Source organism: Phycisphaerae bacterium, from assembly GCA_035275405.1.
In the GTDB taxonomy this organism is placed as follows: domain Bacteria; phylum Planctomycetota; class Phycisphaerae; order UBA1845; family UTPLA1; genus DATEMU01.
Window position 1 is genome coordinate 182,166 of the sequence record DATEMU010000015.1, and the last position, 25,554, is coordinate 207,719.

Sequence of the window (25,554 nt, forward strand, 5' to 3'; positions counted from 1 at the left end):
GGGGCCAGGGGCTGGGGATTAGGGGCCAGTGACAGGTCGGAAGGCACGAAAGCACTGAGTCACGAAGGAGGAGGACTGGAGAGCAGGGGAGCAGGTGAACAGGGGAGTGACGGGAACGGAGAACTGGGGAGGGCCGTTTAACTTGGGCTGAGGTCGGCGTGGGCTTCGATGTCGAAGGTGACGAGGGTTCCGGCGGAGTCCCGGCCGCCGTACTCCTGGCTGCGAACAAACTCGATATTGCCCGTGCTGGGGTGGTAGATCACCCTGTCGGTCTGGGTTCCCGTGAACTCGCCGCTGACGTCGCCGAGGTCGGCCGCGACCGTCAAGTCAAAGCGAAGCACAATTTGATGAGAGGTGACCGTGATGGAGTTGGCGAACAATGTACTCATGTACGGATTCGCGTTGGATTGATAAGTTCCGCGGATCAGGAAAGGATTTCCTTCGCCGTCCAGAAGCCGGCCGTCCTGATCGATGACGATCGAGAAGGAAACCGATTGCATGTCGGTCGCGGGTACGCCGTCCTCTTCGACGGTGACGGACACCTCGAGCGAGCCTGAGTAGGTTCCGGCGGGGATGTCACTCGGCTCCGGCAGGACGGGCTTGGTAGGCAGGTCGGCGGGGTTATCGACGCCGGGGCAGCCGGCGATGAGAGACGCAAAGGGGATTGCGAAGAGGATGAGCGATTGGGTCGTGCGTGGCATTGGAAGCGGCTCCCTTCCGTGAGCGTCCGTGGTCGCAGTTGAATTGTAAACGAGGGTCCGGTGAATGGACATGATTGACAAGATTGACAGGATGGGGCAAGGCGAAACGAGAACTAGGCGCATTCTCATTGAGTCGGGAATCGGGAATGGTTAGAATGAAAGTGACGGCCGATTGGTCGCGAAAGCCGGCGCATCGGTAACCGCTCTCAACTTGGCGCTATGGGAGTGGAAGACGCCGCGTCTTCCCGTTGCAGCGCAGGAGGCTTAATCATGAAGCCAGTGTTCCTGGCGGCGGTGTGCATGGCTATGGCCGCGTCGTCGGCCATGGCCGGGTTGACGCCGGAAGCGCTGGATTCTGGCGGGATGGTTCCTGCCACCGACGGTGTATCGCGTTCCGGGGCGTACGCGCCAAACGATTCGGATCATGTCTACGACATGATGAGCCTTACGTACGGTGGACCTGACGACCTGCAGTTCCAGATTACCCAGCAGCCCGCGACGGGGGGGTTTTGCAACAGGATTCATCTTCGACCGGGAGCGACATCGATCTCCTCGATCCACATCGTGATCGACCAGCGAATAGCGACAGCCGCTTGGACGTTTTCGATTGCGTTCCGGAACGATACGGGGCCCTTCAACTATCCGATCGGTGCCTTTCTGACGACGCAGTCGATGGGCCTTAACGCCTGGTACGTATTCGGCGGAATGCCATTCGGAGGAGCCAGTCCGACACTGTTCCAGTTCGACCTTGGTGCGCAGGCGGCGAATGTAACGCAGGGCGCGATTTGGACGTGTGTGCAGGGCAACCAACCGTTCCGAGTTCGCACGGGGGGCAATTGGATCTTAGGCCCTTCAACCCACGGCCAGCCCGGCCGTGGCACCCCTACTTCGCTTTACATTGGTAGCGGCTTTGGAATTTATGCTTCAAGCTACGGCATTGGTATCGGCTCGGCGAGCTTGATGTCGTCTTTTTCCTTTGATGGCGCGGGCAGTAATAATCCCACCAACTGGCACATGGCCCTTGGGGGCATGCCGGAGCCCGCGACGATTAGCTCGTTGGTTCTTGGTGTTCTTGTTTTGCGACGCCGCCGAACTCATCAGTGCTTCACACACCTCTGATCTGACATTTCCGGTGAATGCGAGAGCGAGCTGAAGTTGTAGGGCAACGACGCGGTCTTTCGACGCCGGGGCAGCCGGCGAGCAGAGGCACGAATAAGGTTTCAAGAAAATGAGCGACCGGGTCGTGCTCAGCATTGGAACCGAAGAAGGGCTAGGGACAGTTGTTTGAAATCAGGCAATCTACAAATACAGGGACGTCAAGCCCGTCGAGCTTGGATACTCCGGCCGAGTCGACATCCTCGTTCACATTTGCGGTAAAGGCATTGCAGGCGGTGGGGGGCGAGAGGCTCGTCAGGCTGCTGGCAAATGGCCCGAGATCATTGACGTCGACCGATTGATCGCAATTCATATCACCTCGGGGACAATTTGGGATCCACTGAGCCAGGTAGCGAGGTACGCTGACGTCGGAACTCGAGAACTCACCGCCGACGAATAGTCGGGAGTCTCGCGGGCAAAGCGTACGAACCGTGTTGTTGAAGGGGGCATTTGTTGTTAGCCAACTGAATCCGTTCCATCGGGCAAAATAACTCGCGCCCTGGCCGCCGGCAAATGAAAAAGTACCTCCGACGACAAGTTGCCCATTGTAATTGCAAAGCGCGTAAGCGACGTTATCCACTCCTGTTCCAAGGGGTTGCCAGGCTGTGCCTGTCCAGCGAGCAATTCCCTTCACCAAGGTGACGCCCGAGTGAGTAAAAGCGCCGGCGGCGACAAGTTGGCCAGCAAAGGTAGTCAGAGCGTGTACGGTTCCGTTTAAGCCAAGTCCTAAAGGTTGCCACGCCGCCCCGTCCCAGCGGGCAACGCGATTCGCACCGATGCCTCCCGCGACCGTGAACCGTCCACCCGCAATAAGCTCGCCGGAATGAATGGTCAAAGCATAGACGTCGTCGTTCATGCCCGAACCAAATGGGTGCCAAGCCGCGCCGTCCCATCTCGCGATTCGATTCGTACTTATGCCGCTTGCGGAGGTGAACTCTCCCGACGCGATCATGTTGTTATCAAATTCCTTGAAGGCGAGAACCGCGCCATTCATCCCCGTGCCTACCTCCAGCCATTGAACGCCGTTCCATTGCGCGATGTTTTCTGTAATTGCCTCACCTGCGGAGGAAAAGAACCCTCCGGCAAAGAGGACCGCGCCTTGCGACGCTAGAGCGTCGACCTGGCCCACGATGCCTGAGCCTAATGGCGTCCAAGAAATTCCATCCCAACGTGCTACCCCATTTGCGAAATCGTTGTCGATCGTTGTAAATGTGCCACCCGCAACAAGGTTTCCGTCGAAGTTGGTTAATGCGGTGACAAAACTATTCATGCCCTTGGCAAAAGCCTGCCAATTCGTACCTGTCCACCAGGAGACATAGTTGGAGATAAGGCCATCTGCCAACGTAAAGGCCCCGCCTGTTACTAAGCGATCGCCATGAATCGCGAGCGAATAGACATTTCCGTTCGTTCCGGAGGAAAAGGGCTGCCAATCTACCCCGTTCCAGCGAGCTACGTTTTGCCCCGGGTCGGTAAATAAGCCGCCGACGAGAAGTTCGTTATTGAAAACAGCCAAAGTATTTACAACGGGAATTAGGCCGTGTATATCCTCGCCAAGTGGCTCCCAACTTGTACCATCGAGGCGCTTGGCAATGAAATAGTCTCCGGACGATGGGTTGTAGAAACTCCCTCCGGCTACCAGCTCCCCATTGTAGATCGCCAAAGCGCGCACCCACCCCGAACCTATGTTGTTTCCGATGGGCTCCCAATCGGTGCCGTTCCAGATTGCAATGTTCGGCCCCGCTGCTGCTCCAGCAGTCTGAAAGCCCCCGCCCGCTATTAGCTTTTCACCAAAGACAATTAGAGAATAAACGGCAGGTGTGGCTGCCGGAAATGCCACTCCGCTGCCCAGCGGCTGCCAGATCGAACCGTTCCAACGAGCGATGCAGCTTGCCGATGTGTTGCCTGCTGTCGCAAAGCGTCCAGATACAATCAATTCACTGTCGTACGTGGTCATCGCATAAACAAAAGGGGGATTCGAATTGACCCATCCCGTAATTCCATCCCCAAGAGGATTCCAATTAACACCGTCCCATCGTGCAACCTGGTTTGCACTAATCCCGCCTGCACTCGTGAAGGTCCCACTCGCTATCAGGTCGCCTTCGAAAACCGAGAGGCAGTAAACATCAGTCGTGGGATATCCCCCAGTCACTCCGGTTCCAAACGGCTCCCAATTTGTTCCGTCCCAGGCAACGATTCCGTTTACCTGTCGGCCGTTCGCGATCGTAAAACTGCCTCCCAAAACAAGAAGTTCTGCCAGTGGACCGGGACCGTCGCGATCCCACGTTGCTGACGCGCGAACGGGACCATTGATATCCTCGATTGCAGGGTCCAATGGCCATTGGAACGGACATTGGGCATTAGTCGGATTCGAAGTTGAAGCTGCGATCAAGAAGGCGCAAAGAGGGCTAAGGACGTAACCAGGCATCAAACGAAAATCAGGTCGTAATAACAAGGCGGGCCCTCCTTATGGTGCGTATCGTACCGCATTCCGAGGTTTTTCTGCAACCCAACCAGTGGGGGCATCGAGGGAGGATTCTCACAAGAGTGGGTCGCGGCGGGTTCCGTCGGGCCTGCGATCGGCGATAATACTCCGCATGAAAGAGGAAGCCTCCTACACTTGCGGCGCGTGCGGGGAGCGGATTGTGATCCCTGTCGATCCTTCGGCGGGGGCGCGGCAGGAGTATGTGGAGGATTGTCCGGTGTGCTGCCGGGCGAATGTCATTCATGTGGAGATCGATGCGGAGGGGGAGGCGCGGGCTTGGGGGGAGGCGGAGTAGGAAGAATAGGGAACAGGGAACTGGGAACAGGGAACAGGGGAAGAACAGAGCAGGTGAGGAGCTGAGCAGGGGAATAGGTGAGCAGGTGAGCAGGAGAGCAGGTGAGAAAGTGAGAAAGTAAGAAGGTGAGAAGGGGAGAAGGGGAGCAGGGGAACAGAGCAGGAGAAAAGGGATTCCCGCGGAGGGGTGCGAGAATCCCGGCGCGCCGGGATCGCACCAACGGGCAACCCGCTCGCTTGCGCTCGGGGCTCGGATCGTCCGGCAGGGCGCCGGACGCTACGTCAGCGGGAAGGGACGCCCGCTCCACGGAAGTAATCGACGGTGCGGGCGAAGCCGGTTTGCCAATCTACTTTCGGGGACCAGCCGAGGATTTCCTTCGCGCGCGACAGGTCCGGGCGGCGGCGGTCGGGGTCGTTGATGGGGCGGTCTACGCAGACAATGGGGCTTTTGCCGCCGGTCAGCTCGACGATCTTCTCGGCGGCCTGGCGGACGGTGATCTCCACGTCGTTGCCGATGTTGATCGGCTCGCAGAAGTCGCAGTTGGCCGTTCGCAGGATCGCCTCGATCAGGTCATCCATGTAGCAGAACGAGCGGGTCTGCGAGCCGTCGCCGTGGAGAGTGACCGGCTCGCCGGCGAGGGCGGCCTTGATGAAGGCGGGGAGGGCGCGACCGTCGTCGGCGCGCATGCGCGGGCCGTAGGTGTTGAAGATGCGGACGATGCGGGTTCGGAGGCCGTAATTGCGGTGATACGCCATGGTCATGGCCTCGGCGAAGCGCTTGCCCTCGTCGTAGGGGGCGCGCGGGCCGAGGGGGTTGACGTTGCCGCGGTAGGTCTCGGGCTGTGGGTGGACGAGGGGGTCGCCGTAGCATTCGCTGGTCGAGGCCTGGAGGATGAGGGCGGACTTGGCGCGGGCGAGGTCGAGGAGGTTCTTCATGCCGACGCTGCAGGTGAGCATGATCTCGACGGCCTTGTCGTGGAAATCGACGGGCGAGGCGGGGCAGGCCATGTTGTAGATGCGGTCGAGGGGGCCGTCGATTTTGAGCGGGGCGCAGATGTCCTGGCGGATGAAGGAGAAGCCCTTTTCCTTCGAGAGGTCGGCGGCGTTCGTGTCGCTGCCGGTGGTCATGCTGTCGAGGCCGATGACTTCGTGGCCAGCATCGAGGAGGCGGCGGGAGAGGTGGTAGCCGAGGAATCCGGCGGCGCCGGTGACGAGGGTACGCATGGTGAAAGGTTAGCAGGTATGTGCGGCCCGTCGAGGGTAGGGGCCAATGTGGTGGGGGCGATCTGCCAAACGGCAAGCCAATTCCATGCGATTGTCCATAGGCCGATTGTCGCGCTTGGGCCGGAGTCGCGGTGTTCCACCACGGCCTGGCTGCTGCCAGACCGTGCCACCCGGGGTTATATCAGGGATTCGATGCGCTGGCGGACGTCGCCGATGAAGTTCACCCGAACCCCGAAGTGCTCATTGTACTTGACGGCGACGCCCGTGCCGATCTGCTGGTTGGCGACGAGCAGGTCGAGTTCGGCATCGACGGGCTGGTCGAATTCGACGATGCGGCCGGGGCCGAACTTGAGGACTTCGCCGACGGGCATGGTCCGCTCGGCGACACGGACGCTGACGGGGACTTTGAGGCGAAGGATGCGGCGGAGGTGAGGAGGAAGGGATTGAGGGATTGAGGGATTAAGGGATTGAGGGGTCGAGGGGCCGGGGGACTGAAAGCCAGGTTGTGCTGTCACCGGCGCGTCTACACCGGTCAGGCGGCTCAGGTCGCCGGCGAGGGTGTCTACGGCGTTCTTGGCGTCGGCCAGTACGGCGTCGAGGTCGTCTGATGCGGGCATGGGGGATTTATCGACGAAGGGAGAATGGGACCTATAGGACGGATAGGGGCTATGGCAGGTCAGATTTTGCCGACGACGAGGCAGGCGTTGTGACCGCCAAAGCCGAAGGAGTTGCTCATGGCAATGTTGACGCGGGCGTCCTGGGGCTTGAGGGGCGTGTAGTTGAGGTCGCAGCCGTCGCCGGGGTTTTCAAGGTTGATGGTGGGGGAGATGACGCTGTTTTTGATGGCCATGATGGTGGCGACGAGTTCGACGCCGCCGCTGGCGCCGAGGAGATGACCGATGGAACTTTTTGTGCTGCTGATGCGGACGCTCTTGGCATGCGGGCCGAGGACGGACTTGATGGCGACGGTCTCGGCGACATCGCCGAGGGGCGTGCCGGTGCCGTGGGCGTTGATGTAGTCGACCTTGTCGGGGGAGACGCCAGCGTCGTTGAGGGCGTAGCGCATGGCGGCGGCGCCGCCGCGGCCCTGCTCGTCGGGCTGGGTGATGTGGTTGGCGTCGCCGCTCATTCCGAAGCCGAGGACTTCGCAGTAGATTTTGGCGCCGCGCTTTTTGGCGTGCTCGTATTCCTCGAAGACGAACATGCCGGCGCCTTCTCCCATGACGAAGCCGTCGCGGTCGCGATCGAAGGGACGCGAGGCGCGGGCAGGCTCGTCGTTGCGGGTGGAAAGGGCTTTCATGGCGGCAAAGGCGGCCAGGCCCAGGCCGGTGAGGGCGGCTTCGGAACCGCCGGTGATCATGACATCGGCGTCGCCGCGGCGGATGGCGAAGACGGCGTCGCCCATGGCGTTGGTGGCGGAGGCGCAGGCGGTGCCGACGGCGGTGTTAGGGCCCTTGGCGCCGAGGGCGATGGAGATGTTTCCACTCGCGGCGTTCACCATGAGCTTGGGGATGGTGAAGGCGGAGACTTTGTCGGGGCCTTTTTGATGGAGGCGGAGGCACTGCTCTTCCAATTCGAGGAGGCCGCCGATTCCTGAGCCGGTGATGACGCCGAATTTGGTCGGATCGCCGGCGCCTTTCTCGAGGCCGCAATCCTGGAAGGCGTCGAGGGCGGCGACCATCGCCATTTGGGCGAAACGGTCGAGGCGCTTGATTTCCTTGCGGTCGAGGCGCTTCAGCGGGTCAAATTCGCGACATTCGCCGCCGAAGCGGACATCGATCCTGGAGGCGTCGAAATTCTGGATCGGGGCGATGCCGCTCTCACCGGCGACGAGGCGTTCCCAAAAGAGGTCGACGGTGGTTCCCAAAGGGGACACTACACCTATTCCGGTGACTACGATTCGCCGACGCATGGGAGACAGGTCCTATCGGTCCAACAGGACCTATTGTTGTCCTTTGGTGCCCTGGGCCTTGGTGATGTACTCCACCGCGGCGCCGACGGTTTGGATCTTTTCGGCCTCTTCGTCAGGGATGGACAGCTCGAATTCGTCTTCGAATTCCATGACCAGCTCGACGGTGTCCAGGGAGTCGGCATTGAGGTCGTTGACGAACGAGGTCTCCATGCTGATCTCGGATTTGTCGACGCCCATCTGGTCGCTGACGATCTTGATGACTTTTTCTTTGATCTCTTCGGATGTTGCCACTGCCACTCGCGTCTCCCTTCTTGGAACCTGGGGCCTATAGGTCCCATCGGACCTATCTTCCTGTTTCACATGTGCAGTCCGCCGTCCACGACGAGGACGTGACCGTTGATGTAACCGGCGGCGGGCGAGGCGAGAAAGGCAATCGCGGCGGCGACTTCCTCGGGCTCCCCAAATCGCTGGAGGGGGATCAACGGTCGGACCTGCTCCTTGACCTTTTCGGACAAGACGTTGGTCATGTCGGTATTGATGAATCCGGGGGCGACGGCGTTGCAGGTGACGCCCCGGCGGGACAATTCCTTGGCGACGGACTTGGTGAGGCCGATGACGCCGGCCTTGCTGGCGGCGTAGTTGGCCTGGCCGCCGTTGCCCATCATGCCGGAAATGCTGGTGATGTTGACGATGCGGCCCCAGCGGGCGCGGACCATGTGCTTCGCGGCGGCGCGGGTCATCACGAAGACGCCGCGGAGGTTGGTGTCGATCACTTCGTCGAACTGCTCGTCGGACATGTTCATGACGAGACCGTCGCGGGTGATGCCGGCGTTGTTGACGAGGATGTCGAGGCGGCCGAAATCAGCGACGATGTCGTCGACCCATTTTTCAATCTTGTCGCCTTCGGTGACGTCGCAGGTGCGGGCGACGATCTTGCCGGGGCAGCGAAGGTCGGCGGCTTCCGAGGAGAGAGCCGAGAGCCGTTCGGCATTGCGGGCGCAGGCGATGACGGTGGCGCCTTCACGAGCGAGGGCCAGGCTGGTGGCGCGGCCGATGCCGCGCGAGCCGCCGGTAACGATCGCCACTCTGTCCACGAGATCCGCCATGATCACCTATCCGATTCCTTTGTCGATGGCCGCCGCCGTCGAGAAATTGAGGGCGGTCGCCGAACGATTGATCCTTCTCATCAGGCCCGTCAGTACCCGTCCGGGGCCGACTTCGACGAACCGGTCAAACCCCTGGGCGATCAGGCCTTCAATGGACGCCTGCCAGCGCACAGGTTTGGCCACCTGCTCCCGAAGCAGGGTCCGAACGCTACTGGGGTCGCCATGATAGCGGGCGGAGACGTTGGAGACTACAGGAATCCTGCCTGGGGCGATTTTAGCATCAGCCAGAGCCTTTTCGAGTCCCGTCACGGCGGGTCCCATAAGGGGGGAATGGAATGCCCCGGCGACGTCGAGCGCGACCGCTCTGGCACCGTGTTTTTCAGCGAGTGTCAAGGCTCTTTGGCAGGCGGCCTTGGCCCCGGAAATGACGATCTGACCGGGGCAATTGAAGTTTGCGGGGCCGAGGGGTTCGCCCAGTGCGGCTTCGTTGCAAAGAGCGACGGTTTGCGGTTCATCGAGGCCCATGAGGGAGACCATTCCGCCGGCGGATTGGGTCGCGGCGGACTGCATAAGCCGGCCGCGTTCCGCCACGAGGCGCAGGGCGTCGGCGAAGTCCAGCCAGCCGGCCAGATGGAGGGCGGTATATTCGCCGAGGCTCAGGCCGGCCATGGCCTGGGGGTCGAGAGACTGTGTAATACCCTTGGCCTCCAAGGCCTTCCAGATTGCCACGGACGTGACAAAGATCGCGGGTTGCTGGATGTCGGTGCCATTGAGCTTTTCTGCGGGACCGTTGAAGCAAAGCTCAGCAATGTCCCAACCGAGGATTTCATTGGCGCGGGAATAGACAGATTGCGCCGCGTCGGATGACTCGGCGACATCCTTGCCCATGCCGGGGTGCTGGGCGCCTTGTCCGGGGAAGATGATAGCGGTCTTGCTCAAGGTGTCGGCCTCATGTCGTCTTGGATTCGCGGCGTCCTTTCCGCATTGGATCGGGTATCAGATACGAATCAGACTTGAACCCCAGGTCAGTCCGGCGCCGAACGAGACCAGCAGGATCATGTCGCCGGTCTTGATGCGGCCGCTGCGACGGCACTCATCGAGTCCGAGCGGAATTGATGCGGCGGAGGTGTTTCCGTAACGCTGAATGTTGGTGAAAACGCGTTCCGTCGGCAAGCCCAATCGCAGGCGTGCGGATTCGATAATGCGGAGATTGGACTGGTGCGGGATGACGATGGCGATGTCCTCGGGGCTGATGCCGGCCTCGGAAAGGGTCTCGTCGATCAGTTCGAGATTGCGTTTGACGGCGAGCTTGTAGACCTCGCGGCCCTGCATCTTGATGTAATGCAGGCGTTCGTTGACGGTCATGATGGAGGCGGGGACGCGCGAGCCACCGGCGGGAACGGTCAGCATGGTCGTGCCGGAGCCCTCGGCATGGAGCTTGTAATGGAGGACGCCGGGGCCGTTCGGGTCCGGGCTGGCGGAGAGCACGGCGGCGGCCGCGCCGTCGCCGAAAAGGATGCAGGTCGCGCGGTCTTCGTAGTCGGTGATGCGCGACATCGTCTCGGCGCCGATGATGAGGATGTTCTTGTGAAACCCGCCCTGAAGGAGAAACGTCGCGTTCATGAAGGCATAGATGAATCCCGAGCAGGCGGCGGCAAGATCGAAGGAGGGGATGGGCGGGGCTTTCAGGGCCTGCTGGACGAAACACGCCGTCGAGGGAAAGAAACATTCGGGCGTGATGGTCGCGACAATGATCATGTCGAGGTCAGCGGGCGTCAGCTTGGCGTCCTCCAGGGCGATTTTGGCGGCCTGGGTGGCGAGCGTAGCGGTGGATTCGCCTTCGCTCACGACGCGGCGCTCGAGAATGCCCGTGCGTTCGCGGATCCATTCGTCCGTCGTGTCCAGGCGATTGACGAAGAACTGATTGGTCAGCACTTTTTCGGGAAGCGCGCGCCCGGTCCCCGCGATTTTGACTCCCAGCCGATTACGCATTGGCCGGCTCCTCCGTGAGACGTTCGGTGATCACGCGATTCAGTTCGGTCTTGACGTATTCGACGGCCACGCGGACGGCGTTCTTGATGGCGCGATGGTCACTGCTGCCATGGCAAATGATGCAGATTCCATCGACGCCGAGCAAGGGGGCGCCGCCGTACTCGCTGTAATCATGGCGTGCCCAGACGGCCTTGATGACCGGCTCAAAATCCTTGATCAGGTCCGGTCGCTCAGAGACGATCTCGCGTTTGATGGTCTTGAAGAGGCCATCGGCCAGGCCCTCGGTGAGTTTCAGGACGACGTTTCCGACGAAGCCGTCGCAGATGGCGACTTCGCAGGCCCCCGCGAAGAGGTCGCGGCCCTCGACGTTGCCGACAAAGTGGATCGAGGCATCCTGCTTGATCAATTCGCGGGTCTGTTTGACGAGGGGATTGCCCTTAACCTCCTCGCTGCCGATGGAGAGCAGGCCGACGCGGGGGCGGTGGATCTTGAGGATGGTCTCGGCGTAGGCGCTGGCCATCTGGGCGTATTGCAACAGGTGATGGGGCTTGGGGGCGATATTCGCGCCCACGTCGCACATGGTCAGCGGGCCGGAAAACGAAGGGATAATGACGGCGATGCCGGGGCGCTGGACGTTGCCCAGCGTGCGCATCTTGAGTTGACAGGCCGCGGCACAGGCGCCGGTGTTGCCGGCGCTGATAACGGCGTCGACCTGTTTTTCGGCGGCCAGCTTGGCCATGACGACGATGGAGGAGTCTTTCTTCTGGCGAAGGGCCTCGACGGGGGAATCGTCCATCTCAATCGTCTCGGAGCAATGATGGATGGAGATTCGCCGACGGACGGAGGCATCCGCGGGCAGGTGCGCGCCAACCGCGTCTTCGCGGCCGAGCAGGATCAGTTCGTCGCCGGCGCCGAGAAAGGCGAGACCTTCCACGGCGCCGCGCACGATCTGGGCGGGCGCGTGATCGCCTCCCATGGCATCGATGGCGATCCGCATGATCGGGGCTACTTCTCCTCGGCCTTGATCTCGATGGATACTTTGGACGTGTGGTATCCGCAGTTACCACAGGCACAGTGGGGCCGTTTGGCCGTTCCGCACTTCGGACAGGCGGAGAGGTTGATCGGTTTGAGGGCATGATGGGCCCTGCGGGTGCGGGTCATTGACTTGGAGCTACGTCTTGCCGGGACCATGTCTTGTCACCTGTGTCCTGTGGGAACGACGACGATGCTACTTCATCGACGCGACCGCACTAATATGTTTCCATGCCGAACCAAACAATGTAGTGGGGAGACGCAGTGGTGTCAAGACGGTGTTCGGCGCCTAAGCGTATGAATCGAAGGGACTTGAAGCCAGTCCATCGACCCACGCTCCGTCCCCCGACGATCATGGGAGGAACTTATCCCGTGCTCTGCATTGCGGCGGCAATCGCGTCGACGCTTGAATAGAGGATCGCCTGGAGGAGTTTCCGATCTTCGGGTTCGCCTTTCTTGATCTTTCGATTGAGCAACTCAACCTGAAGGAGATTCAGGACATCTGTCCAGGGGTTCCGGGCGTGGATGGAGGCCTGGATCGTCGGGTGATTGTCCAGGAGTTCTTTTTGTTCCGTAATGTCCAGGATCCACTGTCGAGTGATTGCGAATTCCTGAAGAATTCGTGCATGAAATCCTTGTTCGTCTGGAGCGGCGTAATGGCGCGCGATCTGGAGTCGGGCCCGGGCCATCTCTTGTTGCGCATTGTCGATGAGCGTTCGGAAGAACTGCCAATGTCGATACCCCTCGCGAAAGACGCTGAGCGAGCCGGGCCCCTGGTCCGCCAGGGCGGTTCCCAGACCGTACCAACCTGGGACGTTGTATCGCATCTGCGTCCAGCCGAAGACCCAGGGTATCGCCCGGAGATTTTCGAAATCGGCGCGGGCGGCAGCGCGGGAGACCGGCCGTGACGCGATGGGCAGGCCGCTGATTTCCTTAATTGGAGAGACCTCCACATACCAGGACCAGAAGTCGGGGTCGTCAATCAATTCCCGATACACCTGTCGGGATCTCAACGCGAGCTGATCCATGAGCGCCTCGACCGGTTGGGCGGGCGGGCCCGCGTGAAGATTGGTTTGCTGAACGGTGGAGCCCGCAGCGACCGACAGGATCATGGCGTTGACGATCTGTTCGAGGTGTCGTCGGGTGAGGGCCGGAAGGGCGTAGCGAAAGGAGATCACTTCGCCCTGTTCGGTAAAGCGAATGCGGCCATTTTGACTTTCGGGCGGGGCGGAGAGGATCGCTCGATTCGCCCGGCCGCCTCCGCGTCCGACGGTTCCACCGCGGCCGTGAAAAAAGCGCAGGTCGATGCCGGCGCTGCGGCCACTCCGGGCGAGCGCCGACTGGGCGCGATGCAACGCCCAATTGGACATGACATAACCGCCATCCTTGTTGCTGTCTGAATAGCCGAGCATGATTTCCTGGAAATCCCCGCGCCGGCGCAGGTGCGATCGATAGAGGCGGTTCTGGAGGAGGTCGGTCATCCAAGTGGCGCCGGTTTCAAGATCGTCGATCGTTTCAAGAAGCGGCACGACATCGAGGTCGCCGTGCCGCTCGTCACCGTCCACGTGCCACAGGCCCGTCTCCTTCATCAAAACCAGCACTTCGAGCACATCGCTGACCGCGTGGGTCATGCTGATGACATAGCTTCCGACCGAATGGCGATCGCGGTCCAATGCCTGCTTGAGAATCGAGAGCACTTCCAGCGATTCGCGCGTTGGATCGGAGATCTGCGAGTCGCGCGGCAGCAGAGGGCGGGGGCCGGCGAGTTCGCGCTCGAGCAGCTCGATCCGCTGCGTTTCCTCAAGGGCCGCGTAATTCTCCGTGATACCCGCGATTCGCAGCAATTCCGCCACGGCGGATTCGTGTACTTCACTGTGTTGGCGGACATCGAGGGCGGCGAGATGAAAGCCGAAGGTCCGCGCCTGGATGCGCAGATCGGCCAGGCTTCCGTCGCTTGCGACTCTGTCGAGTCCGGTGGATACGAGCGCACGGGTCAGCACGTCGAGGTCGTCGCACAGCGCGTCCGCGGAGTAGGCGCGCGCGTCGCGCAGGGCCGCATGAAGCCGGGCGATCATGAATTCGAGCTTGAGCCGGAACGGCTCAGGCAGACGGCGGGCGACTTCGGGTGCAGGGAGCAGGCCGGTCCGGGTGTCGGCTTCGATTGACGCGGTCAACTCGGCGGGGATATCGACTTGTTCGCTCGAAATGCTCAGGAGCCGGCGCATGGGTCGAAGCGCGCGAAGGTGGCGGCGAATTGCGGCCCTCCGCATGATGTCGAACGTGCGGCGGGTGATGTCCGGAGTCACCTGGGGATTGCCGTCGCGATCGCCGCCGATCCATGTCCGGTAGCGCAGGAAGACCGGCAGGTCCGGGCGTTGTTGAAAAGAGGACTCCAGGGCCTCCAGAAGATCGCGGTAAAGCAAGGGGACCGATTGCCAGATCGAGTTGACGAGGAAGTGAAGACCGTTTCGGACTTCCTGAAGGACGCGGAGGCGTTCCGCGCGGACTTCGGTGGTCGCGTACATCAGGGCGATGAGTTGGTGCAGCTCCGAACGAATGCGCGACTGCTCGCTCGGCGTCAATTGCGGGTCGCGCAGTTGCTGCATGAGAATGGCGATCCGTTTTTGTTTCACGAGGATCGAACGGCGGCGGGCCTCGGTCGGGTGCGCGGTCAACGTCGGCTGGATGTCGATGCGGGCCAACAGCTCGATGAGCCGGGGGGCGTCGACGCCGGCGCGTCGGAGGCGATGGACCGCTTCGGAGATGGACTCATTGCGCGGGCGATCCGGGCGGGCATTTCGCTCCCGGCGCCGGTTGATGCGGATGATTTCCAGTTTTTCCGCCTGATTACGCAGGTGGAAGAGCAGGGTCAGGGAGCGGATGACGGCGCCGATCTGGGCGAGACCTAAAGAGTGAATGCGTGCGACGGCGGGCGATACGGCGGCTGGATCATGGACCGCGGGTTCGCGTTCACACGCCGCGCGGAGTTCGTGCAGGAGATCGAAGGTCTCGTGGCCTTCGAAGGTCCGAACGACGTCCGCCAGCAGGTCGTCGAGCAAGTCGATGTCGGCTTTCAGTTCCTGTGACACCCAGGCGCTCCGTTTGAACTCGGCCGGCTACCGGCGGAGCAATTCGCTCAGACTAGAAACGTGCACGCGATATTGTCCAGATTCCTGAACCTGCGCGGTTTCTATTTCCTCGGACTGCCCACTGAAAAGAGGGTCGGTGATTCTTTGAGCTTTCGGATCCGGTCGCGGAGTTGGGCGGCCTTTTCGAATTCGAGGGCCTCGGCCGCCTCGAACATCTGGCGCTCCAGGTCCGCGACGGATTCGGTGAGGTCGAACGCCTCTTCACTGGCCTTGATGGCCTCGCGGGCCGTTTTTCGGGCGGCGATCTGATCTTCGAGACCGCGGCGGATGGCCTTTTTCACCGTTTCCGGTGTGATGCCGTGCTCTTTGTTGTACGCCTCCTGCAATACGCGGCGGCGAATCGTCTCGTCGATGGTCTGCTGCATGGCGGTCGTGACTTTGTCGGCGTAGAAGAAAACCTCGGCGTTGACGTTTCGCGCGCAGCGGCCGATCGTCTGAATCAGGCTCGTTGCGCTGCGCAAGAAGCCTTCTTTGTCCGCGTCGAGGATGGCGACGAGCGAGACCTCCGGCAGGTCGAGACCTTCGCGAAGCAGGTTGACGCCTACGAGGACGTCGTATTTGCCGTCGCGCAGCTCTCGCAAAACCTGAACGCGCTCGATCGTGTCGATTTCGCTGTGCAGATAGGCTCCCTTGATGCCGGCCTGTTGGATATAGGCCGCCAAGTCTTCGGCGAGGCGCTTGGTCAGAGTGGTGACGAGCGTGCGCTCGCCGGCGGCGGTGCGGGCCTGGATCTGGTGCAGCAGATCGGGCACCTGGCCCCGCGCGGGTTTCACGGTAATGACGGGGTCGAGCAGACCGGTGGGGCGGATGACCTGTTCGATGACTTCGCCGCCGGATTTCTTCAGCTCGAAGGGCCCCGGCGTGGCGGAGACGAAGAGGACCTGGTCCCACATGGCCTCGAATTCTTCGAATCTCATGGGGCGGTTGTCGAGGGCGCTGGGCAGGCGGAAGCCGTGCTCGACGAGGACTTCCTTGCGGGCACGATCACCGTTGTACATGGCGCCGATCTGGGGGATGGTGGCGTGCGACTCGTCCACGATGAGCAGGAAGTCCTTGGGGAAATAGTCGACGAGGGTGTAGGGCTTGGACCCCGGCGGGGAGCCCACGAGGTGGCGGGAGTAGTTCTCGATGCCGGAGCAGTAGCCGACTTCGAGGATCATCTCGATGTCGTATTTGGTTCGGGCGGCGAGGCGCTGGGCTTCGAGGAGCTTGCCCTGGCGGCGGAATTCCTGGAGGCGCTGCTCCAATTCCGCCTTGATGCCGGCGACGGCGGCCTCGATTCGCTCCTCCGGCATGACATAGTGAACGGCGGGATAGATATAGAGCTGATCGTGCTTTTCAAGGACGGCACCGGTCAGGGGGTTGATCGTGGACATTTTTTCGATTTCGTCGCCGAACAGCTCGATGCGATAGGCCAGCTCTTCGTAGGCCGGGTAGAGTTCGATCACGTCGCCGCGGACGCGGAAGTTGGCCCTTTGAAGGTCGACATCGTTGCGCGTGTATTGGAGGGCGACGAAGCGGCGGAGGAGGTCGTCGCGCGGGGCCGTCTGGCCCACGACGAGGTTGATGACGCTGGCTTTATACTCGTCGGGGGAGCCGAGTCCGAAAATGCAGGAGACGCTGGCGACGACGATGGTGTCGCGGCGGGAGACGACGGCGCTGGTCGCGGCGAGGCGGAGGCGGTCGAGGTCGTCGTTTCGGGAGGAATCCTTTTCTATATAGATGTCGCGGGCGGGGATGTAGGCCTCGGGCTGGTAATAGTCATAGTAGCTGACGAAGTATTCGACCGCGTTGTAGGGGAAGAGATCCTTGAACTCCTCGTAGAGCTGGGCGGCGAGCGTCTTGTTGTGGGAGATTACGAGGGTGGGGCGGTTGAGGGCCGCGATCATGTGCGCCATCGAAAACGTCTTGCCGGAGCCGGTCACGCCGAGAAGGGTCTGGAATTTACGGCCTTTTTTGTCGAAACCGGTCATCAGCGACCGGATCGCGGCGGGTTGATCGCCGGCGGGGGTAAGGTCGGTGGTGAGGCGAAACTGGGTCATAACAACAATAAAAGAGACATTGGCGTTCTATTTTGGGTCGGGTTGATAGTAGCGGAAACACTCTATCGACGTTACGGACCCATTCGTCTCCGCTAGCGTCCCTGCCAAGATGGCAAAAACATATGCCGGTTGTAACTAACTTGTTAGCAATTAGTTACATTTATTCCAGGCCTCGAAATCGCCGTGCGCCATGCCGTTGGAGTATTTGCGAATGGACCCAATGGGGAGGGGCAGCGTCTTAGAACCTGCGAAGAAACAATGAAATTCAACGGCTGTAACCCTTGACATAGGGAGGTCGTTTCTGGTAGAAATGATTATTGTATAGGAGGGGCACATCATAGAGGCGTGCCCCAGGAAGTGTTCGGCTTGTGAAAGTCGGGCGAGGGAAAGTAGGACTGCCAGTCACTTTGATCCGGGGAAACGTGGCTTTCGTGGCTTGAAGTCCAACTCGCTCAAACAGTTTTTGTGGAGAAGTTTTAAAGGGAAACAGCACGGTTAGGTATTCAACGCGAGCGGGCGGTCTCCGGATGACCGAGTGCAAGATGTTGAAGGCTCCGACCGGATGCGAGAAAGGACAGGAGGAAGAGTTATGAAGAAGTTTTTGATGGTAGCAGCACTGGTCGGCATGGTTGCCGCCCCCGCGTTTGCCGGTCTGGCCCCGGAGCCCGCGTCGAGTACGACGCTGAACACGGTCAGCATGAATGCCAGCCTTCGGTCGCCTGCGTACGCGCCGAACGATGCCGCTCACGTGTATGACGGCATGACAACCGAAGTCGCGGGTCCGGAGAACCTGACGTATCAGGTCACCCAGAACCCCGCCTCGGGCGCGTTCTGCAACCTGATTCACCTCAAGCCGGGCGCGACCTCGATCTCCTCGATCCATATCGTCCTCGACCAGCGGCCGGCGACGGCTGCCTGGACGTGGTCCATTGCGTTCCGCAATGACGTCGGCGGCGCGGCCCCGATCGGTTCCTTCCTGACGACGCAGTCGCTGGGCTTCAGTGCCTGGTACGTCGTCGGTGGCATGCCCTTCGGTGGCGCTGGCCCGACGCTGTTCCAGTTCAGCTTGGGCGCGATTTCCGCCAACGTAGGCGCGACGACGTCCATCTGGGCGTGCGTGCAGGGCACCCAGCCCTTCCGCGTCCGCACCGGCAACGTCAGCGGCAATGAAGTCAACGGCAATCCCGGTGACGGCACCCCGACTTCGTTCTACATCGGCAGCGGCTCGGGCGTCTATGCCTCGAGCTACGGCGTCGGCATCGGCTCGGCGAGCCTGATGTCCTCGTTTACGTTTGCCGGTGGCGCCGGTCAAGTCGGCAACTGGCACATGGCCCTCGGTGGAGCTCCTGAGCCCGCGACGGCCGCCTTGCTCGGTCTGGTCGGCCTCGTCGCTCTGCGACGCCGCCGCGCCTAAGACCCTTCGAATTTGGAATCGAGACGATTCCCGTTCGAAACGAATGTGATTATCAACCCGCTCCGGTCCCGAAAGGTTCCGGAGCGGGTTTTTTTTCGGAGACGGCTTGCCGATTACATTATCCATAGCCCTTAAGGGATTGTTGGTCTAAGCCGATCAGTATCCGAACTTTTGAATGGGCCCGGACGTCGGCAAGTGAGAGGAAGCGTTGATGGCACGGTTGTTGCGGGCTAAACTTCCCCGTTTCGTGAACCACCCTCGAAAATACCGAATGGTAATATGAATGTCCGAAACGGTTGCCCTTCCGAAGAAATCTAAGACCAAACGAAAACCGCGGGCCTGGTGGCAGTGGGTGATCGGACTCCTGCTCATCGGGGTGGCGGTCTGGTCTTTTGCGCTTCGGTGGGTTCGTTCGAGCATGCCGGATTGGTTTATTCGGCTTGGCGCTCTTAAGACGGTTCCGCTACGAATTCCAGATGGAATGACCGAGGCGAGCGCCCTTCCTGCCCAGGCCGGATCATTGGCCGGCTACAGCCTGTTGTTCATTACGCTTGATACGACGCGAGCCGACCGTATCGGGTGCTACGGGAACGAGGCGATCCAGACGCCCTTTATCGACGGCCTGGCGAAGAACGGCGTCCTTTTTTCACGGGCGATTGCCGTCGGCCCGACGACGCTTCCATCCCACTCGTCCATGATGACAGGGCTCTTTCCCCATCACCACGAGGCCCGGGCCAACGGTTTCACGCGATTGCCCAACGACAAGACCACGCTCGCCGAAGTGCTGGGCGCCAAGGGCTATCAGACCGGGGGATTTGTGTCGGCGTTCGTGCTGGATGCCCGGTTCGGGATCGGCCAGGGCTTCAATGAATATGACGACAAGGTGGAGGAGAAATTGGATCGGGTCGCCACGCTGCGCGATCCGGAGCGCCGGGCGAACCATACCACCGACCGGGCAATCGCCTGGCTGGAGCATAAGAGCGACCAGCCGTTTTTTGCGTGGGTACACTACTTTGATCCGCACCAGCCCTACACGCCTCCCCAGGAATTCGCTGATGCGTATCCGTTCTATTATGACGGCGAGATCGCGTTCGTCGATACGCAGATCGGTCGGCTCCTGCAGGCGCTCAAAGATCTCAAGGTGGCGGACAAGACGATCGTTGTCGTTATGGGGGATCATGGACAGGGGTTTCTCCAGCATTTCGAATTGACCCACGGCTTATTCGTCTATGACTCCACGCTGCACGTACCGTTCGTGATGTCGTGGGGCGGGTGGAAGGGCGGCGGATTGCACATTCCCCGGGAAGTCTCCGGGGTCGATGTGATGCCGACGGTCCTGTCCCTCCTGGGCGTTGCGGCCCCGGCGGGAGTGGACGGGGTGGACCTGACGAAGTCGCCGGCCGGTGCTGATCGGGCGATTCTCGGAGAGACATTGGAGGGGCTGGATCAATACGCGGTGGCGCCCCTCCTCACTCTGCGGCAGGGCGGGATGAAATACATCTATGCCCCCGAACCGGAGCTTTATGACGTCCTGGCGGACCCGGATGAGGAACACAACCTGGTCGATGAACAGCCCGAGGTAGCGGCGAAACTCCGGAAGCTTCTCGAGCAGAATCATGGGGGCGACCTGGCGAAGGCGGCCTACATCAAGAACACCGAGCAGCTTTCGCCGGACGAGATTCGCCAGCTTCAGGCGCTGGGCTATGCGGGGAGCAGCCTGGGCGGGGCGCTGGTCCCCGGAGAGGGCTCGTTGCCGGATCCGAAATCGGTCGTCCGGCTCATCAAGCGCTGCGAACAGGCCTGGGAGATTTCCCAGGCGGAAGGGGTGGAGGCGGCGGTCCGGCACCTGGAGGAGATCGTCGACGAAGCGCCGGACTTCTACGCCGGGTATCGACTCCTGGCGACGTTTTTGCTGGATGCCAAGGACCACGAGCGATCGCTCAAGGCGCTGGAGCGGTGCCTGGAGATCCACCCGGATATTCCGTTTCCTCTGGTACACATTGCCCGTGCGCATTTCAAATCGGGCCGCGTGGAACAGGCGATCGAGTATTATGACAAGGCGATCAAGGCGAGTCCGGACCTCGTCGCGGCGCACCTAGAGCTGGGACGGATTCTTTTATCGCGGAACCAGCCGGCGATTGCGGTCGATCACCTGCTTAAGGCGTTTGTGCTCAGCCCGACGGATCAATCCTGCGTCGAGGCCATGGCGATGGCGATGGCCCGGTCGAACCGGCTGGAGGAGGCCGTGTCGCACCTGCGAACGCGGCTGCAACAAAACCCCGATCTGTTGGCCGTGCGAAACGCACTTTGTGGACTGCTGCTGGAGCAGAAAAAGTGTGAAGAAGTCATCGTGTTGATGCGCGAGGGGCTCAAGCGGCACCCGGGCCAGAACGATCTGACCCACAATCTGGCCTATGCGATCATCATGTGCAAGCTCCCGGACGCGCCGATGATCGAGGCCGCCGTGATGATGGAAAAACTCTGCGAGGAGACGGGCTATCAGACGCCTGAATACCTGCGAACGCTGGCCATGGTTTATGCGGAATTGTTTAGAGTCGACGAAGCCATCGGCGTGGCAGAAAAGGGACTGGCCCTGGCCCAGGAAAAGGAACGACCCGTCCTGGTGGCCAACCTCAAGGACCTATTAGCGATCTATCGCGAGATGAAGCGGCGGGGAATCTCCCCGATGAGCGGTAATAAGCCGGGCCTGACAGGGACGGCGCCCCCGACCAGCCAGCCCAGCGCTTCGCCGCAACCGTGAGTAGGACCTGGGCGATCCGGGGCCGCGGTTCCCGCACAGCGCTCGCATGATACAGGACCGAACTTTGTGATGCTGAGGAGCGGAAAGCGATCCCTGATCCTGTTGGCCTCGTTGGCCGCAATGGTCCTTTGCTGGGCCGTGGGGTGTAAGCCGAGCGACGAGTCCGGCACATCCGCCGAAGGTGCGAACGGCCCGACCTCGACCGCGCCTGGAGCCAAGACGGTCTCGACCGCTCGGCTCGCGCTGCCTGCGCGGCCCGGTCTCAATGTGCTTTTTGTGTCGGTCGACACCACGCGCCCCGACTATCTCGGGTGCTACGGCCGCACCACTGCAAAGACGCCCAACATCGATCGTCTGGCCGCCGAGGGGACGCGCTTCGCGACGTGCATCAGTTCGATGCCGCTGACGCTGGGATCACACTGTACGATGCTGACCGGTTCCTATCAGTACGTGCACGGCGCCCGTGAAAACGGCATCTTTTCGCTCTGCGACAACAATCAAACGCTTGCCGAAGTCCTTCGCGATCGCGGCTACGCGACGCGGGCGGAGGTCGCCACGGTCATTCTCGACAAGAAATACGGAACGGACCAGGGTTTCGAGCATTATGGCCAGGTTGCGGCGCCGTCCGAGGAGCAGGTGGAATTAGCAGCGTTCGGAAAGCGCGACTCGCCGATCCCTACCGCGACCAGTCAACCGATGAAGGTGGATGAGCAATACCTTGGAGTCGAGCGGACCGCGGGACAGGTCGCCGATCAGGTGATTGAAGGTCTGGAATCGCTGGCACAAGGATCCAAGCCGTTCTTTTTCTTTGTGCACTGTTATGACCCGCATTGGCCGTTTAGCGCCCCCGAGGCCTTCGCCAAGCTGTTTCCCGATGATCCCTATTCCGCCGAACTCTCTTATTTCGATACGCAATTGGGCAGGATGCTGGACGCGCTGAGTCGGCTGGGGTTGGACGACAAGACGCTGGTGATCCTCACGTCCGATCACGGCGAGGGCAAGGGTCAACATGGAGAGTTCACGCACGGCTCTTTCCTGTACGATGCCACGCTGCATGTGCCGCTCGTCCTGCGTTGTAAGGGGCTCATTCCGGCCGGGCAGGTGGTCGAGTCGCAGGTGCGTCTGGTCGACCTGGCGGAGACCATTCTGGAGTTGGCCGGCCTGGGCGCGGCCCGAACGAAGCAAATGCAGGGGACGAGTCTGGCGCCGCTGCTGTCCGATCCACGCCTGGATTTGAACCTGATGTGTTACTCGGACACGATCGTCCCCAAGACGACGTACGGCTTTTCGCCGCTGCGCTCACTGCGGACGCAGGAGTGGAAGTACATCCTGGCCCCGGTCCCGGAACTGTACCACCTCAAAGGCGACGGCCTGGAGTTATTCAATGTCAGCGGCGAGCGGTCGGATCTCGCCATGGCGATGCGCCAGCAGCTTTGGAACGTCATCAAGGATTCGCCGAGCCCGGCGTGCGAAGGGGCGACGATTCAGGCGGCGGACAAGAAGTCGTTGACGGCGTTGCGGGCCCTGGGCTACATCGGTTCGACGACCGCGCTGGACGATTTCGCATCGGGAACCGAACTGGATCGATTCGAGCCGCGGGGAGTCAACCCGCGCGAACACGTGGAAGAAATGGAGCTGATGTGCGGAGCACTGGGCACCCTTCGCTTCGGCTACTTTGAAGAAGCCGAAAAAATGTTGCGGCGGCTCCACGCGCTGCTTCCGGATCATGCCATGGTCGCCAGTTCCCTCGGCACGGCTCTGGCGGCGCTCAAGAAGTATGAAGAGGCGGAGACGGTGATTCAACGGTCGGTCCAACTGGCGCCGGATGACGCCGCGGAGTTGGCCCGCCTGGGAGGCGTTCAGGCCATCCTGAAGAAATACAAGGCGTCCGAGGCGTCGTCACGAAAAGCGACCGAACTGGATCCTCAAAACGCTTCTGCATGGGGCAACCTCGGGGCCGTCCTCTTATTCCAGGGACGCCATGAGGAAGCGATGTCTCCGCTGACGAAAGCAGACCAGCTCTCGTCCCGATTGGCACCGGTTATCGCCATGATCGGCGAGGTCCATCGCGTGGCCAAGCGATTCGAGCCGGCGATGGCCGAGTACCAAAGAGCCCTGGGAATTGACCGGAAGGTGCTTCGGGCCCAGAACGGAATAGGGCTGATCCTGTTGGAAGAGGGCAAAGTGGATGACGCCATCGAACATTACTCGAAGGCGGTCGAGCTTCTTCCGCAGGAGACGATCCTCGCGAGTCAACTCGCCCGATGCTATTCGCTCAAAGGTCAGCCGGAAAAGGCCATCGAAGTACTGAAGCGTTTGACCGAGAGCAACCCCAAAATAGTCGAGGGATTCGTGGTTCTGGCGTCACAGCTGCGAGCGTTGAAGCGCGCTTCCGAGGCCGTGGACGCACTGCAAAAAGCGATCGAGTTGGCGCCGGATCGCCCACAGGCGCACTTTCAACTGGCCGGTGCGTTACACGAGGCCGGCCGGCCCAAGGAATCCCTGGCGGCCTACGACCGCGTGTTGACCCAATGGCCGGAGCAGCAAGCGGCGTATCGATCGGCGGCGCGGGTGGCGCTGGAACTGAAGCAGACGGCGAAGGCGATCGAGATACTGGACCGGGGGGCGAAGCGATTCGAGGATGATGCGAACATCGTCAACGACCTGGCGTGGCTTCTGGCGACATCCTCGGATTCGCGACTTCGTGACGGTCGGCGGGCGCTGGCGCTGGCGGAGCGAAACAGCATGTTGGCGGATCATCACGACGCCAACCGACTGGACACGCTGGCGGCGGCGTACGCGGAGGTCGGTAATTTTGAGAAGGCGCGGTCGACGCTGGATCGCGCGATCGAATTGGCCGAGCCGTCCGGCGAAAAATCGCTGGTGGAAGAACTCAAGATGCGGCGCGACTTGTACGAGCGCGCTCAGCCGTTTCGCAGCCATTAGCCCGCAAAAAACCTCATTCACGTTTCGGTTGTAAAGCATTATAATGCCACTAGTTATGGCTGCGGTACCGCCTCGCGACTCGTTCGGCCGAGCGGGCGAGGGTGCCGGGTTCCAACCTCCAGTCATGTCGTTCCCTGGCGAGTCGCTTTTGCGAGGCGCAGTGGCGACACGATTGGTCGACAGGCTATGAACGCGACGATAAGGTGAGTCGAAGCGCGCCGGCGGCGACAATATCGCGGATGCGCCCGGTCTCACTCGAGTTTTTCATGGCTGTGAAGACGAAGAACGGTCGCCACGATCTCACCTATGCGGCCGCGGGGGTGGATATCACCGCCAACGATCGCATGGTGGAGCGGATCAAGCAGAGTCTGCGGCGGACGTACGATCCGCGCGTGATGTCGCGGCACAATGCCTTTTCGGGGTTGATGCGGATCGATTTCCGGGAAGCGCTGCTCAAGCGCGGGTACAAGGAGCCGGTGCTGGCGGCGGGGGCGGACGGCGTCGGATCGAAGCTGCTCGTCGGTATTGAGTACGGCCGGGTGCGAGAACTGGGCATCGATCTCGTGGCGATGAATGTCAACGACGTGCTGACCTGCGGGGCTGAGCCGCTTTTTTTTCTGGACTATGTGGCGTGCCACCGGCTGGAGCCGGAAGAGATTGCCACAATCGTCGCGGGGATTTCAGACGGCTGCATGCTGGCAGGTTGCGCTCTCCTTGGCGGCGAGACGGCGGAGCTGCCGGATTTGTACGCGCCGGGGCATTTCGATCTGGCGGGCTTCAGCGTCGGTGTGGTGGAGCGGCGGCGGATCATCGACGGGCGTGACGTCGAGCCGGGGGACGCCGTGCTGGGGCTGGCATCGAGCGGGGTCCATTCGAACGGTTACGCGCTGGTGCGAAAGGCCCTGGCGGAGTTGAAAAAGCGCGGGCACCTCCCGGTCGATCTGGGCGAGCCGCTGGAGGACGCGGTGCTGCGACCAACGCGTATCTACGTTAAGCCGGTGCTGGCTTTGCTCAAAAAATACCGCCGCAAGCGGATCGTTCGGGCGATGGCGCATATTACGGGCGGGGGGCTGGAAGGGAATGTGCCGCGGGTCATTCCCAAGAACTGCGACGTGCAGTTGACTCGGGAGAGCTGGCCCATTCCTCCCATTTTCAAGCTGATTCAGAAGGCGGGCGTCGCGGAGGAGGAGATGTACCGCGTGTTTAACATGGGAATCGGGTACGTCTTGATCGTGCGACCGGCTTTCGCGAAGAGCGCGGCGGCGCTGCTCAAGCGGCACGGCGAGGCGGTCTATCGCATTGGGACGATCCGGCGCGGCGAGGGGCGACTGGTGTGGCGTTGAC

19 protein-coding genes are annotated in these 25,554 nt (G+C 61.3%); 6 read left to right on the plus strand and 13 right to left on the minus strand.

The features are described 5' to 3' along the window. Positions 1-137: 137 nt before the first annotated feature. The gene (locus tag VJZ71_18530; GenBank protein ID HKQ50079.1) at positions 138-701 is read right to left on the minus strand and encodes a hypothetical protein; all 564 of its coding nucleotides are present in this window, start codon (positions 699-701) and stop codon (positions 138-140) included. Positions 702-971: 270 nt separating this feature from the next. On the opposite strand from VJZ71_18530, the gene VJZ71_18535 reads away from it, so the two are divergent. Next, complete coding sequence (locus VJZ71_18535) at positions 972-1,820, plus strand: hypothetical protein (protein HKQ50080.1); 849 nt, start codon at positions 972-974, stop codon at positions 1,818-1,820. 151 nt (positions 1,821-1,971) lie between these two features. On the opposite strand, the gene VJZ71_18540 is transcribed toward VJZ71_18535, so the two are convergent. Continuing rightward, positions 1,972-3,810 (minus strand): hypothetical protein, encoded by a 1,839-nt coding sequence (locus VJZ71_18540; protein HKQ50081.1) that lies wholly within the window; start codon positions 3,808-3,810, stop codon positions 1,972-1,974. 640 nt (positions 3,811-4,450) lie between these two features. Here VJZ71_18540 and VJZ71_18545 point away from each other — a divergent pair. Further along, on the plus strand, positions 4,451-4,633 hold the full coding sequence (locus VJZ71_18545) for a CPXCG motif-containing cysteine-rich protein (protein ID HKQ50082.1): 183 nt from the start codon (positions 4,451-4,453) through the stop codon (positions 4,631-4,633). Positions 4,634-4,914: 281 nt separating this feature from the next. On the opposite strand, the gene VJZ71_18550 is transcribed toward VJZ71_18545, so the two are convergent. The 11 genes from VJZ71_18550 to uvrB all read right to left on the minus strand — a co-directional run bounded on the left by VJZ71_18550 (position 4,915) and on the right by uvrB (position 17,089). Continuing rightward, entirely contained in the window at positions 4,915-5,856 is a 942-nt protein-coding gene (locus tag VJZ71_18550) for a UDP-glucuronic acid decarboxylase family protein (protein ID HKQ50083.1), read from the minus strand. A 176-nt stretch (positions 5,857-6,032) separates the two neighbouring features. Then, the gene (locus VJZ71_18555; GenBank protein HKQ50084.1) at positions 6,033-6,473 is read right to left on the minus strand and encodes a FliM/FliN family flagellar motor switch protein; all 441 of its coding nucleotides are present in this window, start codon (positions 6,471-6,473) and stop codon (positions 6,033-6,035) included. Positions 6,474-6,532: 59 nt separating this feature from the next. Continuing rightward, on the minus strand, positions 6,533-7,768 hold the full coding sequence (fabF, locus tag VJZ71_18560) for a beta-ketoacyl-ACP synthase II (protein ID HKQ50085.1): 1,236 nt from the start codon (positions 7,766-7,768) through the stop codon (positions 6,533-6,535). 30 nt (positions 7,769-7,798) lie between these two features. Further along, positions 7,799-8,059, minus strand: a complete 261-nt coding sequence (gene acpP, locus VJZ71_18565) for an acyl carrier protein (GenBank protein HKQ50086.1) — start codon at positions 8,057-8,059, stop codon at positions 7,799-7,801. Between the two features lie 65 nt (positions 8,060-8,124). Next, positions 8,125-8,874, minus strand: a complete 750-nt coding sequence (gene fabG / locus VJZ71_18570) for a 3-oxoacyl-[acyl-carrier-protein] reductase (protein ID HKQ50087.1) — start codon at positions 8,872-8,874, stop codon at positions 8,125-8,127. Positions 8,875-8,880: 6 nt separating this feature from the next. After that, positions 8,881-9,813, minus strand: a complete 933-nt coding sequence (gene fabD, locus VJZ71_18575; GenBank protein ID HKQ50088.1) for an ACP S-malonyltransferase — start codon at positions 9,811-9,813, stop codon at positions 8,881-8,883. A 57-nt stretch (positions 9,814-9,870) separates the two neighbouring features. Continuing rightward, positions 9,871-10,866 (minus strand): beta-ketoacyl-ACP synthase III, encoded by a 996-nt coding sequence (locus tag VJZ71_18580; protein HKQ50089.1) that lies wholly within the window; start codon positions 10,864-10,866, stop codon positions 9,871-9,873. Beyond that, positions 10,859-11,863 carry a phosphate acyltransferase PlsX gene (plsX, locus tag VJZ71_18585; protein HKQ50090.1) on the minus strand — a complete coding sequence of 335 codons (1,005 nt, stop codon included), beginning with the start codon at positions 11,861-11,863 and terminating at the stop codon, positions 10,859-10,861. Before plsX ends, VJZ71_18580 begins: the two co-directional genes overlap by 8 nt. An 8-nt stretch (positions 11,864-11,871) precedes the next feature. After that, positions 11,872-12,057, minus strand: coding sequence for a 50S ribosomal protein L32 (rpmF, locus tag VJZ71_18590; GenBank protein HKQ50091.1), 186 nt, complete (start codon positions 12,055-12,057; stop codon positions 11,872-11,874). Positions 12,058-12,263: 206 nt separating this feature from the next. Beyond that, positions 12,264-14,987: a phosphoenolpyruvate carboxylase gene (gene ppc / locus VJZ71_18595; protein ID HKQ50092.1), complete on the minus strand. Its 2,724-nt coding sequence runs from the start codon at positions 14,985-14,987 to the stop codon at positions 12,264-12,266. A 101-nt stretch (positions 14,988-15,088) separates the two neighbouring features. Then, entirely contained in the window at positions 15,089-17,089 is a 2,001-nt protein-coding gene (gene uvrB, locus VJZ71_18600; GenBank protein HKQ50093.1) for an excinuclease ABC subunit UvrB, read from the minus strand. 589 nt (positions 17,090-17,678) lie between these two features. Here uvrB and VJZ71_18605 point away from each other — a divergent pair. The 4 genes from VJZ71_18605 to purM all read left to right on the plus strand — a co-directional run bounded on the left by VJZ71_18605 (position 17,679) and on the right by purM (position 25,553). Then, on the plus strand, positions 17,679-18,503 hold the full coding sequence (locus VJZ71_18605; GenBank protein HKQ50094.1) for a PEP-CTERM sorting domain-containing protein: 825 nt from the start codon (positions 17,679-17,681) through the stop codon (positions 18,501-18,503). A 283-nt stretch (positions 18,504-18,786) separates the two neighbouring features. Beyond that, on the plus strand, positions 18,787-21,264 hold the full coding sequence (locus VJZ71_18610; GenBank protein HKQ50095.1) for a sulfatase-like hydrolase/transferase: 2,478 nt from the start codon (positions 18,787-18,789) through the stop codon (positions 21,262-21,264). A gap of 69 nt (positions 21,265-21,333) precedes the next feature. Beyond that, the gene (locus VJZ71_18615) at positions 21,334-24,210 is read left to right on the plus strand and encodes a sulfatase-like hydrolase/transferase (protein HKQ50096.1); all 2,877 of its coding nucleotides are present in this window, start codon (positions 21,334-21,336) and stop codon (positions 24,208-24,210) included. A gap of 266 nt (positions 24,211-24,476) precedes the next feature. Next, entirely contained in the window at positions 24,477-25,553 is a 1,077-nt protein-coding gene (purM, locus tag VJZ71_18620) for a phosphoribosylformylglycinamidine cyclo-ligase (protein ID HKQ50097.1), read from the plus strand. Position 25,554 lies beyond the last annotated feature (1 nt).

Bases quoted from the DNA above. Each gene is read 5' to 3' on its own strand.
- VJZ71_18530 (HKQ50079.1), bottom strand. From the start codon at position 701: ATGCCACGCACGACCCAATCGCTCATCCTCTTCGCAATCCCCTTTGCG.
- VJZ71_18535 (HKQ50080.1), top strand. From the start codon at position 972: ATGAAGCCAGTGTTCCTGGCGGCGGTGTGCATGGCTATGGCCGCGTCG.
- VJZ71_18540 (HKQ50081.1), bottom strand. From the start codon at position 3,810: ATGACCACGTACGACAGTGAATTGATTGTATCTGGACGCTTTGCGACA.
- VJZ71_18545 (HKQ50082.1), top strand. From the start codon at position 4,451: ATGAAAGAGGAAGCCTCCTACACTTGCGGCGCGTGCGGGGAGCGGATT.
- VJZ71_18550 (HKQ50083.1), bottom strand. From the start codon at position 5,856: ATGCGTACCCTCGTCACCGGCGCCGCCGGATTCCTCGGCTACCACCTC.
- VJZ71_18555 (HKQ50084.1), bottom strand. From the start codon at position 6,473: ATGCCCGCATCAGACGACCTCGACGCCGTACTGGCCGACGCCAAGAAC.
- fabF (HKQ50085.1), bottom strand. From the start codon at position 7,768: ATGCGTCGGCGAATCGTAGTCACCGGAATAGGTGTAGTGTCCCCTTTG.
- fabG (HKQ50087.1), bottom strand. From the start codon at position 8,874: ATGGCGGATCTCGTGGACAGAGTGGCGATCGTTACCGGCGGCTCGCGC.
- VJZ71_18580 (HKQ50089.1), bottom strand. From the start codon at position 10,866: ATGCGTAATCGGCTGGGAGTCAAAATCGCGGGGACCGGGCGCGCGCTT.
- plsX (HKQ50090.1), bottom strand. From the start codon at position 11,863: ATGCGGATCGCCATCGATGCCATGGGAGGCGATCACGCGCCCGCCCAG.
- rpmF (HKQ50091.1), bottom strand. From the start codon at position 12,057: ATGGTCCCGGCAAGACGTAGCTCCAAGTCAATGACCCGCACCCGCAGG.
- uvrB (HKQ50093.1), bottom strand. From the start codon at position 17,089: ATGACCCAGTTTCGCCTCACCACCGACCTTACCCCCGCCGGCGATCAA.
- VJZ71_18605 (HKQ50094.1), top strand. From the start codon at position 17,679: ATGAAGAAGTTTTTGATGGTAGCAGCACTGGTCGGCATGGTTGCCGCC.
- VJZ71_18610 (HKQ50095.1), top strand. From the start codon at position 18,787: ATGTCCGAAACGGTTGCCCTTCCGAAGAAATCTAAGACCAAACGAAAA.
- VJZ71_18615 (HKQ50096.1), top strand. From the start codon at position 21,334: ATGCTGAGGAGCGGAAAGCGATCCCTGATCCTGTTGGCCTCGTTGGCC.
- purM (HKQ50097.1), top strand. From the start codon at position 24,477: ATGGCTGTGAAGACGAAGAACGGTCGCCACGATCTCACCTATGCGGCC.